The organism is Natronorubrum amylolyticum (assembly GCF_052040145.1).
Classification (GTDB): Archaea; Halobacteriota; Halobacteria; order Halobacteriales; family Natrialbaceae; genus Natronorubrum.
On sequence record NZ_JBPPFW010000001.1, the window covers coordinates 292,998 to 307,611 of the forward strand.

The 14,614-nt window shown below is 64.7% G+C and carries 19 protein-coding genes; 8 read left to right on the plus strand and 11 right to left on the minus strand.

What is annotated here, in order from left to right; translation table 11 throughout:
• Positions 1 to 49: 49 nt before the first annotated feature.
• Positions 50 to 187: a hypothetical protein gene (locus ACSFDB_RS01460; RefSeq protein ID WP_006091856.1), complete on the minus strand. Its 138-nt coding sequence runs from the start codon at positions 185 to 187 to the stop codon at positions 50 to 52.
• A gap of 114 nt (positions 188 to 301) precedes the next feature.
• Positions 302 to 475, minus strand: coding sequence for a DUF7556 family protein (locus ACSFDB_RS01465; RefSeq protein WP_175529301.1), 174 nt, complete (start codon positions 473 to 475; stop codon positions 302 to 304).
• Positions 476 to 716: 241 nt separating this feature from the next.
• Here ACSFDB_RS01465 and ACSFDB_RS01470 point away from each other — a divergent pair, with 241 nt between their 5' ends.
• Together ACSFDB_RS01470 and ACSFDB_RS01475 are read left to right on the plus strand one after the other, a co-directional pair.
• Positions 717 to 1,268, plus strand: coding sequence for a GMP synthase subunit A (locus ACSFDB_RS01470; protein ID WP_440769277.1), 552 nt, complete (start codon positions 717 to 719; stop codon positions 1,266 to 1,268).
• A gap of 127 nt (positions 1,269 to 1,395) precedes the next feature.
• Entirely contained in the window at positions 1,396 to 2,709 is a 1,314-nt protein-coding gene (locus ACSFDB_RS01475) for an MFS transporter (RefSeq protein WP_440769278.1), read from the plus strand.
• A 158-nt stretch (positions 2,710 to 2,867) separates the two neighbouring features.
• Here ACSFDB_RS01475 and ACSFDB_RS01480 read toward each other — a convergent pair whose 3' ends face one another.
• A complete protein-coding gene (locus ACSFDB_RS01480; protein ID WP_440769279.1) occupies positions 2,868 to 3,095 on the minus strand; it encodes a hypothetical protein in 228 nt (75 codons plus the stop codon).
• Between the two features lie 323 nt (positions 3,096 to 3,418).
• Here ACSFDB_RS01480 and ACSFDB_RS01485 point away from each other — a divergent pair, with 323 nt between their 5' ends.
• The 5 genes from ACSFDB_RS01485 (at position 3,419) to ACSFDB_RS01505 (ending at position 9,441) form a co-directional block, all read left to right on the plus strand.
• Positions 3,419 to 4,324 carry an NmrA/HSCARG family protein gene (locus ACSFDB_RS01485; RefSeq protein ID WP_440769280.1) on the plus strand — a complete coding sequence of 302 codons (906 nt, stop codon included), beginning with the start codon at positions 3,419 to 3,421 and terminating at the stop codon, positions 4,322 to 4,324.
• 104 nt (positions 4,325 to 4,428) lie between these two features.
• Positions 4,429 to 5,130 (plus strand): hypothetical protein, encoded by a 702-nt coding sequence (locus ACSFDB_RS01490; RefSeq protein WP_440769281.1) that lies wholly within the window; start codon positions 4,429 to 4,431, stop codon positions 5,128 to 5,130.
• Complete coding sequence (locus tag ACSFDB_RS01495; protein ID WP_440769282.1) at positions 5,127 to 6,446, plus strand: hypothetical protein; 1,320 nt, start codon at positions 5,127 to 5,129, stop codon at positions 6,444 to 6,446. Before ACSFDB_RS01490 ends, ACSFDB_RS01495 begins: the two co-directional genes overlap by 4 nt.
• 131 nt (positions 6,447 to 6,577) lie before the next feature.
• Positions 6,578 to 7,081, plus strand: a complete 504-nt coding sequence (locus ACSFDB_RS01500; RefSeq protein WP_440769283.1) for an LUD domain-containing protein — start codon at positions 6,578 to 6,580, stop codon at positions 7,079 to 7,081.
• 5 nt (positions 7,082 to 7,086) lie between these two features.
• Positions 7,087 to 9,441, plus strand: coding sequence for an LUD domain-containing protein (locus tag ACSFDB_RS01505; protein ID WP_440769284.1), 2,355 nt, complete (start codon positions 7,087 to 7,089; stop codon positions 9,439 to 9,441).
• A gap of 54 nt (positions 9,442 to 9,495) precedes the next feature.
• Here ACSFDB_RS01505 and hflX read toward each other — a convergent pair whose 3' ends face one another.
• The 3 genes from hflX to ACSFDB_RS01520 form a co-directional block, all read right to left on the minus strand.
• A complete protein-coding gene (hflX, locus tag ACSFDB_RS01510) occupies positions 9,496 to 10,824 on the minus strand; it encodes a GTPase HflX (protein ID WP_440769285.1) in 1,329 nt (442 codons plus the stop codon).
• Positions 10,825 to 11,148: 324 nt separating this feature from the next.
• The gene (locus ACSFDB_RS01515) at positions 11,149 to 11,403 is read right to left on the minus strand and encodes a DUF3194 domain-containing protein (protein WP_440769286.1); all 255 of its coding nucleotides are present in this window, start codon (positions 11,401 to 11,403) and stop codon (positions 11,149 to 11,151) included.
• Positions 11,404 to 11,805: a prefoldin subunit beta gene (locus ACSFDB_RS01520; protein WP_006091866.1), complete on the minus strand. Its 402-nt coding sequence runs from the start codon at positions 11,803 to 11,805 to the stop codon at positions 11,404 to 11,406.
• Between the two features lie 130 nt (positions 11,806 to 11,935).
• Here ACSFDB_RS01520 and ACSFDB_RS01525 point away from each other — a divergent pair, with 130 nt between their 5' ends.
• Positions 11,936 to 13,081 carry an iron transporter gene (locus tag ACSFDB_RS01525; protein ID WP_440769287.1) on the plus strand — a complete coding sequence of 382 codons (1,146 nt, stop codon included), beginning with the start codon at positions 11,936 to 11,938 and terminating at the stop codon, positions 13,079 to 13,081.
• Positions 13,082 to 13,092: 11 nt separating this feature from the next.
• Here the strand turns inward: ACSFDB_RS01525 and ACSFDB_RS01530 are convergent, their stop codons facing one another.
• From ACSFDB_RS01530 to ACSFDB_RS01550, 5 genes are read right to left on the minus strand one after another with little or no spacing between them, the layout of a single operon-like run.
• Positions 13,093 to 13,566 carry a DUF2243 domain-containing protein gene (locus tag ACSFDB_RS01530; RefSeq protein WP_440769288.1) on the minus strand — a complete coding sequence of 158 codons (474 nt, stop codon included), beginning with the start codon at positions 13,564 to 13,566 and terminating at the stop codon, positions 13,093 to 13,095.
• A 46-nt stretch (positions 13,567 to 13,612) separates the two neighbouring features.
• A complete protein-coding gene (locus ACSFDB_RS01535) occupies positions 13,613 to 13,876 on the minus strand; it encodes a KEOPS complex subunit Pcc1 (RefSeq protein ID WP_440769289.1) in 264 nt (87 codons plus the stop codon).
• Positions 13,877 to 13,885: 9 nt separating this feature from the next.
• A complete protein-coding gene (locus ACSFDB_RS01540; protein ID WP_006091868.1) occupies positions 13,886 to 14,020 on the minus strand; it encodes a DNA-directed RNA polymerase subunit P in 135 nt (44 codons plus the stop codon).
• 15 nt (positions 14,021 to 14,035) lie between these two features.
• The gene (locus tag ACSFDB_RS01545; protein WP_436343237.1) at positions 14,036 to 14,299 is read right to left on the minus strand and encodes a 50S ribosomal protein L37ae; all 264 of its coding nucleotides are present in this window, start codon (positions 14,297 to 14,299) and stop codon (positions 14,036 to 14,038) included.
• Positions 14,300 to 14,338: 39 nt separating this feature from the next.
• Positions 14,339 to 14,551 carry a hypothetical protein gene (locus ACSFDB_RS01550; RefSeq protein WP_440769290.1) on the minus strand — a complete coding sequence of 71 codons (213 nt, stop codon included), beginning with the start codon at positions 14,549 to 14,551 and terminating at the stop codon, positions 14,339 to 14,341.
• Between the last annotated feature and the right edge of the window lie 63 nt (positions 14,552 to 14,614).

Genomic DNA, 14,614 nt, shown 5'->3' on the forward strand with positions numbered 1-14,614 from the left:
GAGACGAGCCCGTTCGAAGCCGATCGTCACCAGTGGCGACTCTGGCCCGCTACAGGGCCGCGAAGATCAGCCACGGGACGATGAACAGGGCGACGGTCAACACCGCGAGGATCAGTAGATAACCGATACCGGTTCCGACCGCGGTGAGCCACGCCGGATGCTCGAACTCGTTGAGATCGACTGCCATACTGCTACCGTCCGGTGAGACGAGTATAAACGTACCGAAAATTGGGACCGATCGCCGACTCCAGCGCGACGACGGCACTGACGACAGTTACCGCCATAGCCGGCACCGCGACGGCTACCGCCACGCCTCGAGCGAGGCGGCGTCTCGCTCGACCATCGAGAGCCACGTCTCGTCCCGCGCGATGTCGGCGATGACGAGGTGTGACTGTCCGTCGATCTCGTCGACTGCAGCGACGACGTCGCCGTCGTCTTCCAGCTGACTCCCGACTGCTTCGGCCTCGAGTGTCATAGTTCCTGATTGAACTCGAGTATGCATGAACGTTTTGGTATAGGCCCGAACAGTGGTTGAAGAATTCGGAAAAACCGATGGAATACCGTACAAACAAATCGAACGGACGAATCAATTGGAAGATGGGAACTAGCGATGGGGCGACCCTGCACGACGAACCGAGCCAAGTCCGTTTCGAGCCACGCCGACTCGAAAACGTGTTCCGGACCGTTTTTACCGGGTGACTGGCTAGGAGCAGTCAATGACGACGATCGTCGTGGTGGACAATCACGGACAGTTCACCCACCTCGAGCGCCGGGCGCTTCGCGACCTCGGCGTCGACACGGACCTGATCGACAACGAAACACCTCCCGAAGAGGTCGACGCGGACGGCATCGTCCTCTCCGGCGGTCCAGACATGGACCGAATCGGCCGATCCGCCGACTACCTCGAAGGCGACGTCCCCGTCCTCGGCATCTGTCTCGGTATGCAGCTGATCGCCGAGGAACTCGGCGGCCGCGTCGGCAGCGGCGAGTACGGCGGCTACGCCGACGTCACCGTCGATATCGTCGACGATGAGGACCCGCTGACCGGCTCGCTCCACCCCGAGACCCGCGTCTGGGCGAGCCACGCCGACGAGGTGAAGGAACTCCCGGAGGGGTTCGACCTCACCGCAAAAAGCGACGTCTGCGGCGTCGAGGCCATGAGCGACACCGACCGCGACCTCTACGGCGTCCAGTGGCACCCCGAGGTCGCCCACACCGAGGAGGGCGACGAAATCTTCGAGAACTTCCTCGAGATCTGCGAACAGTAGCGGGGCTCGAGACGGGAGTGATCGTCGACCCGGTTGGAATCTCCGCGGTGCGTTGTAACCGTCCGAACTAACCCACTGAATTTTCTGGTTCACGAGTTTCTTAACCGGACCCGTTCCATCTTCGATCATGGTCGAAGCGCAGGAAGAAACGACGGGACCGACCGACGTCTACCGGCAGTTCTTCTCGCTCGAGCGCGACGTGCTGGTCCTCTCGCTCGCAATGTTCGCGTTCAGTCTGGGCTTCCAGATGACCAATCGGTTCCTCCCGGACTATCTCGTCTTCCTCGGTGCGACGGGCCTCGTCGTCGGCCTCTACGCCACGCTCGGCAACGTGATCGGGGCCGTCTTCCCCTACTACGGCGGCGTCGTTTCCGATCGCTTCGGTTCTCGACTCTCGCTGACTCTTTTCGGACTGCTCTCGACGGTCGGCTTCGGTATCTGGCTGGCCGGCGCGTTCGTCCCGGCGATCGATCTCGGTGTGATCGTGCTCGAGCCCTGGATCTGGGTGTTCGTCGGCCTGCTCTTCGCCCAGGGCTGGAAGTCGTTCGGCGTCGGGGCGACGTACGCCATCGTCAAGCAAAGCGTCCCGCCGGACCGCCTGGCGCGCGGTTTTGCCAGCACGGAGACGTTCCGTCGGTCGGCGTTTCTGCTCGCGCCGCTGATCGTCGCGGTGCTCGTCGCCGACAGCCTCATGCCGGGTTTTCTGTTCGTGCTCGCGATTGCAGTCGCATTCGGCGCGCTCGGAACGCTCGCCCAGCACTTCCTCTACGAAGCCGAAGATACCATCGGCAAGGAGTTCGAGGGGTTCGGCCAGATCTTCTCTGATCTGCGCGCGATGCCGGAACCGCTCAAACCGCTGCTGGTCGCCGACACGTTCGTCCGCTTCGCCAACGGGATGGTCTACGTCTTCTTTATCCTCGTCATCACCCAGCTCATGGGGATCGGGCTCTCGCTCTCGCTCCCCGTCGTCGGCTCGATCTCGCTCTCGCCGGCGGCCTTCTTCGGCGTCCTGCTCGCTGTGGAGATGTTCGTCGCGCTGGTCACGATGGCACCCACGGCGAAGGTCGCCGAGTACACCGGGCTCAAGCCGGTCGTCGGACTCGGCTTTCTCGTCTACGCGATCTTCCCCGTCCTGCTAATCTTCGCGCCGGAGAACGTGACGGTGCTCGTCCTCCTGTTCGCGTTCTCCGGGCTTCGATTCGCCGGCCTCCCGGCACACAAGGCCCTCGTCGTCGGACCAGCGGAGCAGGACGCAGGCGGCCGTGTCACAGGCTCGTACTACTTCCTGCGGAACCTGATCGTCATCCCGAGTGGCGCGCTCGGTGGGCTCCTCTGGGAGTTCGCCAGCCCCGAACTCTCCTTCGTCGTCGCCTCGGCGATCGGGATGGTCGGCGTGGGCTACTTCGCCGTGTTCGGCCAGGAGTTCGAAGCCTACGCCTGAGGTCGGCGTGAGAGTCCAACTCGCCTGTTCGGTGAGCCGGTGTTTTTCGACGGATTCGCACTCTGCGAACTCGAGCCGTGCCGATACGAGACGGACGAGGGCTGGTGTCGCTCAGGACTGCGGTCGTCATCGCTACCGCGACTGACGGAGACGAAGAGCTATTTCTCCTCTCGACTCCGTTCGACGGTCTCTTCTAGCTCGTCGACGCGCTGCTCGAGTTCCGCGATCCGCCGAGACCGATTCGCTAACCGGCCTCCGAAGGCCGCTCCAGCGGTCAGTCCGAGGATGACTCCGAAAAACGCGCCGCCGGGTCCGAACACCGATCCGATCGCTATACCGAGTATCCCACCGAGAATGCCGACGTACGCAAACGTCATCTCTCCCATTTTTCTCTCACCCTCTCCAGTTCAATTCACTTCCTGTACAAAGGTATATAATACTTTCGTCACGCTGTTACGAACCAGCGGTGACACGAGGGCCGTCGTCCAACTCCCGGTTCGGAAACGAGTTTCACTTTCTCGTTCTCGAGACGAGTATTCGTTTGGAGATATCGGTAACACCGATGTAAGCTGGTATCGCTCGTGTCGCCAAGCGTATATGTAGTTCGCAGACGAATCAGGTAACGTGATGAAACCAGCTTCGAGCAGCGTTTCGAGCACGCCCGTATCGGCGACGACCACCCGGAAACTCACGACGGAGGTGAACTGAGATGACCGCGAGCGTCCTCGTCACCGGCGCGACCGGCAATCAGGGCGGGAGCGTCGTCGAACACCTTCTCGAGTCGAGCACCGAGTTCGACGTCTACGGACTCACGCGCGATGCGTCGGGCGACCGCGCACAGGAACTGTCCGAGCAGGGCGTCTCGATGGTCGAAGGGGACCTGAACGACAAAGATTCCCTCGCACCCCACGTCGCCGAAGTCGACGCGGTCTTCGCCGTCACCAACTTCTGGACGGAGGGCTACGAGCAGCAGGTCCAGCAGGGCAAGAACATCGCGGAGGTCGCAAGCGAGGAAGGCGTCGACCAGTTCGTCTTTAGCGGCGTCGGCAGCCACGAGAAGGATACCGGCGTGCCCCACTTCGACTCGGCCGAGGAGATCGACCAGCACGCACAGGAACTCGACCTCCCGCTGACCGTCCTCCAGCCCGTGTTCTTCTTCCAGAACTTCGAGGCGTTCGCCGAGGACGTTGTCGAAGACGGCCAGATCGCGCTGCCCCTCGAGGAGGGCGTCTCCCTCCAGATGATCGACGTCGACGACGTGGGCCACGCCGCCGCAGTCGCGTTCGAGAACCCCGACGAGTTCGTCGGCGAGCACGTCGAACTCGCGGGCGACGAGTTGACCCTCGCCGAGACGGCCGACGTGCTAAGCGAGGTCACCGGCCAGGACGTCGAGCCCGTCCACGTCCCCATCGAGGACGCCTACGAGAGCTTCGGCGAGGAGTTCACCGTCATGTGCGAGTGGTTCAACGAGGTCGGCTACAGCGCCGATATCCCCGCGCTCGAGGAGCAGTTCGGCTTCGAGTTCACGGACCTCGAGTCCTATCTCCGTGCGAACGGCTGGGAGGACAAGGAGGGGATGGCCTCGGTTCCCGGCTGGGTCAAGGCGATGCAGTAGGCGAGACGAATCCGTTGCCTTGGCTCGGTTCCGCTCGTCCGTTTCCGTTCCGGGCATCGTTTCCGGAAGGAATATTTTAACTGATCGGCTTATGAGTAGGACCAATGACGAATTGGTGCCGCCGGGGTGTTCTCTGTGGGACAACCGGTTTCCTCGCGAGCGTCGCGGGTTGTCAGGATCTGAACGCCGTCGATACCGAATCCGTGGATCGGGAGCCGAATTGCGACATCGATTGCAGCGAACACGACCCTGAGACGTACGCGGTTCGCGGTTCGGTACGCCCCGTCGAGATCGAGGATGCCGATCGGAGGGCGTACTGGGCCAGCGGTCCGAGTATCATTTCGTTTCTCCCCCGGCGGATGCTCGTCTGGAGCGAGTCGTCCGTCGACGAACTCGCGTTCGCGGACGGCAACGGCGCCGACGACGCGGAGTCGTTCCTTCGGGGGACGAACTACGACGAGTCGTCGGCCGTACTCCTGCAGTTCGAAACGGCGGCCTGTAACCGCGTCGAACTCGTCGCCGTTGAGTGGACCAGCGTCGGTATCACCGTCGAACTCTGTATCCAACTGTACGGCCACGACGTCGAGTGCGAGGTCGACCGCGAGGAGTGGGTTACGTTGCTCGCGCGGATCCCGGATACGTTGAATCCGACCGATATCGACGAGTTCGAGGTGACTGTCGATGACTGTCGAGAGAGTCGGGACAACGATTCGGACGCGAACGACGGCGAATCGGACGGCACCGAGACGGACGACGACGCGACGAGTGCCGGAAACGAGACATCTACCGGCGGTGACGACCGATGAGTCGGAGTAGCGATCCACTCGAGCGATCGGCTTCGACGAGGCGCGGTCTCCTCGCAGCGATCGGGTGTCTTCCGCTGGCTGGCTGTACCGAACTCTGGTCCCGGTCGTCGCCCTCGATCGACGGTGACCGGCTCGCGGCAATCGTTGACGACACCGACGTGCCGACTGTCGACCACGAGTACCCGCTTCCGGTATCGGACGACCACGTCGAAGCGAGCGTCCAGCAGGTCGGCGAACTGATCGAGTCGATCCCACAGCCTATCGACGCTGAGACGATTCCGAACGAAGCGGTTCGCGAGCGGATCGAACGGCGGCGAGAACGTGCCTCCGAGGACCTCGAGGCCGCTCCCGACGAACCGACGAGCCGCGACCTCCTCGAGCGGCTTCGAAACGCACACGGGAGCGGCGCGGAGGCTGCGGGTATCTGGGAGGCGATCGACGACGAGCAAACGCGAGACGACGTCTCCGAGTCGGTTGCCGATCTGCGGACAGCGCGACTGGAGTTCGATCAGGAGTGGGAGTATCACGTCGGCGACGATCCGCTCGAGGCGGTCTTTACCTACGCCGTCGTTAGTCGGCTGACCGACGAGTCGCTCGAGGAATTGCTAGCGGTCAACGATGTCGACGAGCCGGTCGAGTCACTGGCCGTCGGCGAGATGGCCGCTCATCGTGAGGAGGGACGGGTGGCCCTCGAGGACGCGATGCACGTGTACTCGAGGTACGTCGATTCGCTCGAGGAAACCGACACTACGGTCGTCGCCGGGGCTGCCGAGACGCTCGAAGCGGAACTGTCCGGCGAGTGGTGGATGCTGCAACCGGAGTACGACGCGCACGAACTCGTCGACCGTGATATCGACCCGGATTCGACGTCGGCGTCCGTCCTGTCCCTCGTGCACTATGATTTGCACGGCGAGAGACGGGGAGCACCCTCGATCGATTTCGAACCGGCGCGGTACGTCCGGTACGCCCACGGCGCACTCCTCGCCCTCGGCGGCTTCGAGCAGGTTCGATCTCGGATCGACGGGGGCGATTCGATCGAGATCGACGACGCCGACGACGTGGACGCCTACCGTACCGAGGCAATCGACGGGATCAAATCGCTGCTCGAGGGGGACTCGCGGCCGCTCGAGCGACAGACCGCGTTCGATCTGACAGCACGGTTCGATCAACCCGATCGGTCACTACGATCGGCTGCAGGCGAATCGATCGATTCCGAGTCGGTGATCTATCCGGTGGCTCAGTACTGCTGGATCGCTGGGATGGCCGAGGTGACACCCGAAGTAGTCGATACCGTTCACGAAGCGCTCGAGGCGTAACGCCACGTCGACACCCCAGTGCTACTCGCACCCGATCATCGCTTCGGCCTGACCTCGCAATCGTTTTCCGCGCGTTCGTCGACCGAAATCGACCGCCAGTATATTGACCGTCGCCGCAAATGCGATAGACGATGACAACCGACACAGTCGGCCGGTTCGAACGCGAACTCGAGGATCTCGAGGTCGGCCTCGAGCGCGTACCAGCCGCCGACGCGAGCGAGCGGATCGCATCGGTGATCGAGGCACCCGCGGTCGGAACGCCGCTCCCGTTCGATGGCGTCTCGCAGCCGGATTCAGTGACGACGGAACCGACCAACGGCGACGTCGCGAGTGCACGGACTGGTGTCACTCCCGCGACGTTCGCGATCGCCGAGTACGGGAGCCTCGCCATCGAGTCGCGGCCCGCGGGCGACGAACCGATCAGCGTCTACCCGGACCGACACGTCGCCGTCGTCGCCGCGAGCGACGTCCTCCCGGATCTCGAGGCCGGATTCGATCGGCTCGAGGCCCAGTTCGCCGAGCGCAACAGCGTCGTCTTCGCGACTGGCCGGAGCGCGACGGCGGACATGGGCGACCTCGTCCACGGCGTACACGGTCCGGGCGAGGTCCGCGTTATCGTTCTGGAGGATCGGTGAGCACGATGGCGGAGCGAATCCAGCCACCCGAGACGCGGACCGAGACGGCCGCGCGGCTTCGACACCTCCTCGAGACCGAAGGCGAGGCAGTTCACGCACACGTGAGCGTCTCGAACCTCCGTCGCGAACAGGCCTACGAGGCGACTGACGACATCGAGGCCCTGCGATCGGAAGCGCGGTCGATCAAGGAAGCGGCCATCGACCGGCTCCCGGAGTTGATCGAAACGGTCCGCGACGCGGTCGAAGAAAACGGCGGAACCGTCTACGTGGCCGACGACGCCGCGGACGCGAATCGGTACATCTCCGAAGTGGTCGACGGGAAGGCACCGGTGGACGCCAATCCCTCGGTCGTCAAATCCAAATCGATGACCACCGAGGAGATCGATCTCAACGACGCCTTGGAGCGCGAGGACATCGACGTCTACGAAACCGATCTCGGCGAGTGGGTGCTACAGGTGGCCGACGACACGCCCTCCCACATCGTCGGGCCGGCGATGCATCTCACTCGACAGGAGATCGCCGACCTGTTCAACGAGCGCTTCGAGCCCGACGAGCCGTTCGAGACGGCCGAAGAGCTCACCCGGTTCGCTCGGGACCACCTCGGCGAGCGTATCCGCGAGGCCGACGTGGGGATCACGGGCGCGAACTTTATTGCCGCCGAGAGCGGGACGATGACGCTCATCACGAACGAGGGCAACGCCCGGAAGTGCGCCGTCACGCCGGACACGCACGTCGCGGTCGCCGGCGTGGAGAAGCTGATTCCGACGGCTCGCGATCTCGAGCCGTTCGTCGACATTATCGCCAAGAGCGCGACCGGCCAGCCCATCTCCCAGTACGTGACGATGCTGACGCCGCCGACCGACTCGCCCACGCTAGACTTCGACGAGCCCGACGAACCGCTCGCGAGCGCCGATGCCGACGGCGAGTCGGCCGACTCGAGCGACACGAGCGACACCGACCGCGAATTCCACCTCGTTCTGCTCGACAACGGACGCCTAGACATGCGCGAGGATGAACAGCTCCGGGAGACGCTGTACTGCATTCGGTGTGGGGCCTGCTCGAACTCGTGTGCGAACTTCCAGGCCGTCGGCGGCCACGGCTTCGGCGGCGAGACCTACTCCGGCGGGATCGCGACCGGCTGGGAGGCCGGCGTCCACGACCAAGAGTCCGCGGCCGAGTTCAACGACCTCTGTACCGGCTGTACGCGCTGCGTCGACGCCTGTCCGGTGAAGATCGACATCCCGTGGATCAACACCGTCGTCAGGGATCGAGTCAATCGCGACACCGAGCCCGAGGCGTACGACTTCCTCGTCGACGGACTGACGCCGGACGCAGAGTCGAACGGGCTCGATCTCGGAAAGCGATTCTTCGGTAACGTCGGGACGGCCGCCAAACTCGGCTCGGCGACGGCCCCCGTCTCGAACTGGCTCGCGGAGACGGGTCCTGTCCGCGCGCTGCTCGAGCGAACCATCGGCATCGATCGGCGTCGCGATCTGCCGACCTTCCAGCGGGAATCCCTCGTCGACTGGTTCGAGAAGCGAGGCGGCGCGGACGCCTCGAGACGGCGAGCGGAACGGGCCACAGCCCGCACCAACGGAGCCGATATCGACCGCGAGGTCGTTCTCTATCCCGACGTCTACACGAACTACGTCGACACCGACCGCGGGAAGGCCGCCGTCAGGACGCTCGAGACTCTCGGTATCCCTGTCAGCGTGCCTGATCTTCCCGAGAGCGGGCGCGCACCGCTGTCACAGGGGATGGTCGCGACGGCGGACCGACAGGCCAGCCGCCTCTACGGCGCCGTCGCCGAGGACCTCGACGCCGGCCGCGATATCGTCGTCGTCGAACCCTCCGATCTGGCGGCGTTCCAGCGGGAGTACGAGCGACTCCTTCCCGAACGGTCGTTCGAGCGGCTTCGGGACAACAGCTACGAGATCTGCGAGTACGTCTACGGATTGGTCGAGAACGGCGCCGACGCGGAGCTCCTGTCACCCGGGAGCGACGCGAGAGACGATCACGCGGACGACGACCGCGGCGAACCGATCGCCTATCACTCCCACTGCCAGCAGCGCACGCTCGGCCTCGAGGCCCCGACGACGGCCCTGCTCGAGCGCTGTGGCTACGCGCCCCAGACCTCGAGCGTCGAGTGCTGCGGGATGGCCGGCTCCTTTGGCTACAAACAGGAGTATTACGAGGTGAGTATGAACGTCGGCGACCGGCTGGCACGGGAGTTCGAGGTGGCGGAGACGGTCGTCGCCTCGGGAACGTCATGCGGCGATCAACTCGAGACTTTACTCGAGCGGTCGGTTCCGCATCCGATCGAGATTCTGGCACCGGGCCCCCGAGACGGCGGCCGCTGAAACCGGCGTCTCGCGCTGCTGTCCGCGCACAACCCGCGTAATGAGTGCCCGTCGCTATGACCGCTCCCTCTCGAGTTCTTCAGCCCGACGTCGGAACCGCTCGAGCACCGACGGTCGACCGCGGCACTCGAGTCGCACCTCCTCGCCCTCGTAGTCGACCGTCTCCACGGACGTCCGATCGTACGCCCGCGAGACGAGCGCCATCGCCTCGTCGCAGTTGGGCAGTCGTATCGTCGCGGATTGCTCGGGGAGCCGATCCCGAATCGCCGTCCGAAGCGCCTCGAAGTTCGTCCCCTCGAGCACGCTCACCGGAATCGGCTCCGCCGTCGATTGGGGCAGCGATTCCGAGGCGATCTCGAGCCGGCACGCTCGCTCGCTCCTCGAGAGCTGATCGGTCTTGTTCAAAGCAGGGACGATCCGTTCGTTCGGGACGTCCTGTGCGGCGAGCACGTCGCACGATGCCTCGAGCCGTCGGCGAAATCGCGCGGGCGGATCGCTCGCATCGGCGACGAGGACGACGACGTCCGCCGTCGCGGCCTCCGAAAGCGTCGAACTGAACGACTCGACGAGGTCGTGTGGGAGGTCGTCGACGAAGCCGACCGTATCCGTCGCGAGCACGGGTCGGCCGTCGATCGTCGCCCGCCGCGTCGTCGTCTCGAGCGTCTTGAACAGCCGATCTTCGACCGCTGCAGTGGCGTTCTTCCTCGAGCCGTCCGGGTTCGAATTGTCGTCGACCTGCGCTTTCTCGAGCGAGAGGTCGTCGGCGAGCCGATGCAACAGCGTCGATTTCCCGGCGTTCGTGTAGCCGGCGATCGTGACGAGATCGAACCCCTCCTCGCGGCGGCGCTCGCGGAACTGTTCGGCCGGGTTCGGGAGGGAAGCGAGTTTGCCTTCGAGGCGGTCGATCCGGTCGCGAACGTCGTAGACGGGCGATCCCTTCTCGGTTTGTTTGTTCAGTGCGCCCTCGTCGGCGGACTCGATGATTCGTGGCAGGTCGTACCGAAGCCGTGCCAGTTCGACCTGCAGTTGGGCGCGTCGCGTGCCGGCCTGGACCTCGAATATCTCGAGCACGAGCCGGTATCTGTCGACGACGACCGTTTCGTCGGGCAACAGCGACTCGAGGGCGTGGTGCTGACTCGGCGTGAGTTCGCCGTCGACGACGACGCGGCGGGCGTCGTGGTCGACGACGGCTTCGGCGAGATCGTCGACTTTGCCGCGCCCGAGGTACGTGCCGGAATCCGCCGGGCCGGTCTGGGTTAGTTCGGCGACGACCTCGTCGCCGGCTGCGCGGACGAGTGCTCGTATCTCGCGGGTCTCGACGGGGGTGGTTGTCGATCGGTTCGCGACGACTGTACGACGGCCTGTACTGTGAGTTCGTGACATAGTTGTTGCGTTGGGTTCATGAGTGGTTGCGGTCGGTGCCGAGCCCCGGCGCTACGAACTGTAGACGGGGCTATCGAAGCGAATACGAACCGGCTGCTCACGCGCGTCGTGACTCGTCGACTCCGTCGACGGCCCGTCGGTTGAGCGGAATCCGGCTCAGTGGAAAGAACGGGTCTCCATCGGCCTACCTCGAACGTCCATCTTCGGCTACAAATCAGTTGTGGGTGACGTCCCAGGGAGCGCAATCCGGCTGGTCGACGGCCTCGCGCTCGGCGTTATCACTCTAACTCCGTGACGACTCCGTAAAAACTGCAGTCGCGAGCGTTACTCGCCGAACAGTTCGTCGACCGCGTTGCGAGCGGTGAGCGCCGCGTCGTCCGCGACCTGCTCGGCGTCGGGTCCGTCCTCGGTCTCGGGTGCGTTCAGATAGACGTCGACCTCGAGGACGCCCTCCTCGAAGCTGACGGTGACGTCGAGATCACGCACCGCGGACTGCTTGTACTGCGAGAAGACGTAGCCTTCCGCAGCGTCGGAGGCCGTCTGGACGACCTCCTCGTCAGTCGGCTCGCCGGTCGACATTTATGCGCCGCCTGCGCCCGGACCGCCTGGGCCTGCTGGGCCGCCCATGCCGCCGCCCGCGCCGCCGAGGAGCTCCTCGAGTTCGTCCTGAAGGCTCTCGAACTGCTCTTGGACTCGGTCTTCCTGCTTCTCGAGGGTCTCGAGGCGGATCTCGAGGGAGTCGACCTTGTCCTGGAGGTCTTCCTCGGCCGCGTCGTACTCGGTCTCGACGAGCAGCTCGCCGACCTTTCGGTACATGCCGGTCTCCTCGTCGATGTTCTCGAGTTCGTCGAGGGCGTTCTCGGCCTCGGAGAGGCTCGATTCGGCCTCCTGTTTCTGCATGGCGACGGTCTGGGCCGTCTCCTGAAGGTCCTGCAGTTGTTCGATTTTCTCCTGTGCTTCCGGTGGGAGATTGCCTTGCATATCTCGACCGTCGCCCTCCGCACTGATAAAGCCAAGCTTTGACGTCGGCGAGCGGATCCGGCGACGAGACGCCCCGGTCCCGTCGACGGCAGCCCGTACGTCTATCTAAGCGGCCGGTGTGGAGTGGACGATGCGACGACGCGAGCTCCTCGCTACCGGCGGCTGTCTGCTCGCGGCGGGATCAGCCGGCTGTCTCGAGACTCTCCGCCGGGAGGACGCCTGGCGGGAACTCGTCGTCGACCCGCCGGAAGGCATCTACGTCCCCCCGCACGCGGACGGGATGGTGACCTACGGGACGACGACGGCGGATGGCCGAGACATTTCGCTGCTGGCCAGCCGGCCGCACTCGTTCTGGACGGTCGCCGGCGCCGAGCGAAGCCGGGCCGACGTCCGGTCGCGACACGACCTCCACCTCATGGTCGACGTCAGAGACGTCGAGACGGGGACTATCGTCCCCGCGCCGGTAACGGCGAAAGTTCGACGGGCCGAGTCGAACGGCGGGGGAGACGACCGGATCGACGAGCGAAGCCTCTGGCCGATGCTCTCCCAGCGGATGGGACCGCACTACGGAGACAACGTTCCGCTTGAGAGCGAAGGCACCTACGCGGCGACGATCGAGGTCGGGCCGACGAGTGCCGACGCGATCGGTCCCCGTCTCGACGCACTCGAGGAGCCGACGTCCGTCGACGTCGAGTTCGAGTACGACGCGACCGAAATCGACGGACTCGAGCTCCGACTGATCGACGCGGACGAGGGCCGTGGCGAGCCGGGCGCGCTCGAGCCGATGGCGGACCACGCTGGTCACGACCACGACGAGCACAATGGTTACGACCACGACAACGAGCACAACCACGAACGTGGCCACGACGCGACCCTCGAATCCGCGTTCGACGGCCAGGCCGCGACTCGACTCGGGTCGAAAACGAGCAACGGTATCGGGTACACCACCGCACTCGTCGCGGCGGACGAGCAAGACGGAGCGGAGCGTCCCGTGCTCGCCGTGACGGCGCGGACGACACACAACCAGTATCCGCTTCCGTTCGCGTCCCTCGCCGCAGCGGTCCTTCGGGACGGCGAGCGACTCGCCGGCGGGTCGCTCCGGGAGACGGTCGGCTCGCGGATCGGCCACCAGTACCGAACGCCAGTGGATCCATCCGCGCTCGAGGAAGGCGACGAACTCGCGATCGGTCTCGAGACGCCGCCGCAGCTGGCACGCCACGAGGGGTACGAAACCGCGTTCCTCGAGACGGAGAGGGTGACGATAGCACTCAAATAACGACGGCGCAGTCAGGTCTCCGCAGGGGTGTCGGCGGCACGCAAAATCACCAGTCCGAGCGCGAGCATGAGCACGCTCACGACGAGCCAGGGTGGATTCCACGCCTCGGTGCCGTGGACGACGTTGTGCAGGTCGAACACGTAGTGGCTGACGACGCCGTCGATAACGTTGAAGACGCCCATCCCGACGACGACCGAGCCGACGAGGGACAGCGTCGAAAATCGGCGATCGGTCCCGTTGACGACTCGCCAGAGCAGTCCGAATCCGACGACCATGATCGAGAGCATAGCCAACAGGAACAGTCCGTCGAACATCACGTTCGTTCGCAGTCCGTCGAGGCTGTAGGGATCGTAGAACCCCGAAAAGAGGTGGTGCGCCTGGAGCGTCAGGTGGAAGATCACGACGTCGACGACGGCGCCGAATCCGAACCCGATCGTGCCGCCCGAGAGCAGGAGTCGACGTCGCGTCCGATCAGCCGTCGCCATACCCGCAGGTTGACGCCGAGGCTCAAAAGTCGAAAGCCGGCGACTGCTACGGCTCGAGCGCCGCGTCGCCGAGTTCGGCCGTCCGTTCGGCCACGTCGATCAGCGAGAACCAGGTGTTGAGCGCGGCTCGCAGGGCGATCACGTCCGCGGCGACGACGTCGACTCGAACGGTCGAACCGTCGCGGTCGATCTTCGTTCGCGAGCGGTCGTCGTCGATCTCACCGATCTCGCGGGCGACGCTCTCGGCGACGAGCGTCGCTCGAGTCGGCGACTCGTAGTCGAACTCGAGAGACGCATCGTGAGAAGACACGCGCGGTCGTTAGTTGACGCCGACTTCCTTGACGTCGCGGCTGCGCTCTTTCAGGAGCACGCGGTGGCCGCAGTACGGACAGCGGACGCCACCGTACTCGTCGATCTGGACGTCGCGTTTACAGCGGGAGCACTTGTAACTCATACAGGGTGAAGGGGATTATTCGCTGTCTTCGGCGAGTGCAGCGCGGATCGAGCGCTTGACGGTTCGGCCGGCAGGGGTCTCGGGGCGGTAGGCACCGCCGGTGAAAACCTCGCCGGTCTCCTCGTTCTTCCAGATACCGGTGCCGACGCGCTTGACGTCGTCGCCGTCGACCTGGGCGCTGTTCATGTCGTCTTCGATCTCGCTAACGCGGCGTCGGGCGACGCGACCGTAGCGCGCGCCGAAGCGGCCTGCACTCCCGACATCTCCTTTATCAGACATGGTGGTAGCTATCGTCAGCGGATTCTTAAACCTGTTGAGTTACGCCGATCCGTTCTCCGCCTGTTCGGCGACCGGACCGGTGAGCAGCTCCCGAAAGACCAGCGCGAGCGCCGCGAGGTAGCCGACGGGGGCTAACGGTGCGGCGAGCAGCCCCGTTCCGACACCCGTCACCGCGATGGCCGTACGGAGCGCGAGCCCACTCATGGCGAGCAGCGGAATCGCCGCTAGGACGGCGTCGGGTCGTTCGAACATGGCTAATTATATCTCATTACACCCGGTCGGAAAAGGGCCTGACAACCAGCAGCCAGTGTCACT

Excerpts from the sequence above, each read along its gene's own strand:
- ACSFDB_RS01490 (WP_440769281.1), top strand. The coding sequence starts at position 4,429 with ATGACGAATTGGTGCCGCCGGGGTGTTCTCTGTGGGACAACCGGTTTC.
- ACSFDB_RS01550 (WP_440769290.1), bottom strand. The coding sequence starts at position 14,551 with ATGTTCGAACGACCCGACGCCGTCCTAGCGGCGATTCCGCTGCTCGCC.
- ACSFDB_RS01460 (WP_006091856.1), bottom strand. The coding sequence starts at position 187 with ATGGCAGTCGATCTCAACGAGTTCGAGCATCCGGCGTGGCTCACCGCG.
- ACSFDB_RS01515 (WP_440769286.1), bottom strand. The coding sequence starts at position 11,403 with ATGTCGACCGGCGAGCCGACTGACGAGGAGGTCGTCCAGACGGCCTCC.
- ACSFDB_RS01540 (WP_006091868.1), bottom strand. The coding sequence starts at position 14,020 with ATGAGTTACAAGTGCTCCCGCTGTAAACGCGACGTCCAGATCGACGAG.
- ACSFDB_RS01545 (WP_436343237.1), bottom strand. The coding sequence starts at position 14,299 with ATGTCTGATAAAGGAGATGTCGGGAGTGCAGGCCGCTTCGGCGCGCGC.
- ACSFDB_RS01500 (WP_440769283.1), top strand. The coding sequence starts at position 6,578 with ATGACAACCGACACAGTCGGCCGGTTCGAACGCGAACTCGAGGATCTC.
- ACSFDB_RS01470 (WP_440769277.1), top strand. The coding sequence starts at position 717 with ATGACGACGATCGTCGTGGTGGACAATCACGGACAGTTCACCCACCTC.
- ACSFDB_RS01475 (WP_440769278.1), top strand. The coding sequence starts at position 1,396 with ATGGTCGAAGCGCAGGAAGAAACGACGGGACCGACCGACGTCTACCGG.
- ACSFDB_RS01525 (WP_440769287.1), top strand. The coding sequence starts at position 11,936 with ATGCGACGACGCGAGCTCCTCGCTACCGGCGGCTGTCTGCTCGCGGCG.
- ACSFDB_RS01465 (WP_175529301.1), bottom strand. The coding sequence starts at position 475 with ATGACACTCGAGGCCGAAGCAGTCGGGAGTCAGCTGGAAGACGACGGC.
- hflX (WP_440769285.1), bottom strand. The coding sequence starts at position 10,824 with ATGTCACGAACTCACAGTACAGGCCGTCGTACAGTCGTCGCGAACCGA.
- ACSFDB_RS01505 (WP_440769284.1), top strand. The coding sequence starts at position 7,087 with ATGGCGGAGCGAATCCAGCCACCCGAGACGCGGACCGAGACGGCCGCG.
- ACSFDB_RS01480 (WP_440769279.1), bottom strand. The coding sequence starts at position 3,095 with ATGGGAGAGATGACGTTTGCGTACGTCGGCATTCTCGGTGGGATACTC.
- ACSFDB_RS01520 (WP_006091866.1), bottom strand. The coding sequence starts at position 11,805 with ATGCAAGGCAATCTCCCACCGGAAGCACAGGAGAAAATCGAACAACTG.
- ACSFDB_RS01530 (WP_440769288.1), bottom strand. The coding sequence starts at position 13,566 with ATGGCGACGGCTGATCGGACGCGACGTCGACTCCTGCTCTCGGGCGGC.
- ACSFDB_RS01495 (WP_440769282.1), top strand. The coding sequence starts at position 5,127 with ATGAGTCGGAGTAGCGATCCACTCGAGCGATCGGCTTCGACGAGGCGC.
- ACSFDB_RS01485 (WP_440769280.1), top strand. The coding sequence starts at position 3,419 with ATGACCGCGAGCGTCCTCGTCACCGGCGCGACCGGCAATCAGGGCGGG.